Annotated in this window: 1 rRNA gene; it reads left to right on the top strand. The window is 56.5% G+C overall.

Annotation, left to right across the window (positions count from 1 at the left end):
- Positions 1-3 precede the first annotated feature (3 nt).
- Positions 4-1,911 (top strand): 23S ribosomal RNA (locus IVA74_RS30590); the annotation flags it as partial.

The raw sequence follows: 1,911 nt of genomic DNA, 5'->3' as shown, positions 1-1,911 counted from the left end.
AGCGATCAAGTGCCTTAAGAGCATTCGGTGGATGCCTTGGCGCTGAGAGGCGATGAAGGACGTGGTACGCTGCGATAAGCCTTGGGGAGCTGCGAACGAGCTTTGATCCAGGGATTTCCGAATGGGGAAACCCACCTTCGACCCTTCGTATTGTGGTGTCAGGCTGGCGGAAACGCTGGTTTGGCCCCTCACTACGATTGGTCAGATGAAGGTATCAAATCCTGAATCCATAGGGGTTTGAAGCGAACCCGGGGAACTGAAACATCTCAGTACCCGGAGGAAAGGACATCAACGAGACTCCGTTAGTAGTGGCGAGCGAACGCGGACCAGGCCAGTGCCTGCAGTGAGTTTACCGGAACGGCCTGGAACGGCCGGCGTGAAGGGTGAGAGCCCCGTACGGGACGGACGATCGGCAGGACTCGAGTAGGGCGGGACACGTGAAATCCTGTCTGAACATGGGGGGACCACCCTCCAAGCCTAAGTACTCCTCAGCGACCGATAGTGAACCAGTACCGTGAGGGAAAGGTGAAAAGCACCCCGACGAGGGGAGTGAAACAGCACCTGAAACCGGATGCTTACAAACAGTAGGAGCCCAAGGTTTGTCCTGGGTGACTGCGTACCTTTTGTATAATGGGTCAGCGACTTAAAGTTACGAGCAAGCTTAAGCCGGTAGGTGGAGGCGCAGCGAAAGCGAGTCTGAACAGGGCGTTCAGTTCGTGGCTTTAGACCCGAAACCGAGTGATCTAGCCATGTGCAGGATGAAGGTGGGGTAACACCCACTGGAGGTCCGAACCAGTGCCCGTTGAAAAGGTCTTGGATGACGTGTGGCTAGGGGTGAAAGGCCAATCAAACTCGGAAATAGCTGGTTCTCCGCGAAAGCTATTTAGGTAGCGCCTCGAGTGAATACCGTGCGGGGTAGAGCACTGGATGGGCTAGGGCCGCCCACAGCGGTACCAAACCCAACCAAACTCCGAATACGCACGAGTACTGCTCGGGAGACACACGGCGGGTGCTAACGTCCGTCGTGGAGAGGGAAACAACCCTGACCGACAGCTAAGGCCCCCAATTCGTGGCTAAGTGGGAAAGGATGTGGGACTCCCAAAACAACCAGGAGGTTGGCTTAGAAGCAGCCATCCTTTAAAGAAAGCGTAACAGCTCACTGGTCTAAACAAGGGGTCCTGCGCCGAAAATGTAACGGGGCTCAAGCCACGAGCCGAAGCTTCGGGTGTATCGCAAGATACGCGGTAGCGGAGCGTTCCCTAGGCCGGCGAAGGGAGACCCGTGAGGGCTCCTGGAGGTATGGGAAGTGCGAATGCTGACATGAGTAACGACAAAGAGTGTGAAAGACACTCTCGCCGAAAGTCCAAGGGTTCCTGCGTAAAGTTAATCTTCGCAGGGTTAGCCGGCCCCTAAGGCGAGGCCGAAAGGCGTAGTCGATGGGAACGGGGTGAATAGTCCCCGGCCAGCGGATGGTGACGGATGCCGTGTATCGTCTGAGCTTATCGGATTGCTCGGGCGGTGAAGGGGTCCCAGGAAATAGCCTCCGCGTACGACCGTACCCGAAACCGACACAGGTGGACAGGTAGAGTATACCAAGGCGCTTGAGAGAACGATGCTGAAGGAACTCGGCAATTTACCTCCGTAACTTCGGGATAAGGAGGCCCCGGCTTTGCGCAAGCAGGGTCGGGGGGCACAGACCAGGGGGTGGCGACTGTTTATCTAAAACACAGGGCTCTGCGAAGTCTGTAAGACGACGTATAGGGCCTGACGCCTGCCCGGTGCCGGAAGGTTAAGAGGAGAGGTGAGAGCCTTGAATTGAAGCCCCGGTAAACGGCGGCCGTAACTATAACGGTCCTAAGGTAGCGAAATTCCTTGTCGGGTAAGTTCCGACCTGCACGAATGGCGTAACGA

The organism is Bradyrhizobium sp. 132, assembly GCF_023074185.1.
GTDB lineage: Bacteria > Pseudomonadota > Alphaproteobacteria > Rhizobiales > Xanthobacteraceae > Bradyrhizobium.
This window is presented reverse-complemented; position numbering and strand designations above follow the sequence as displayed.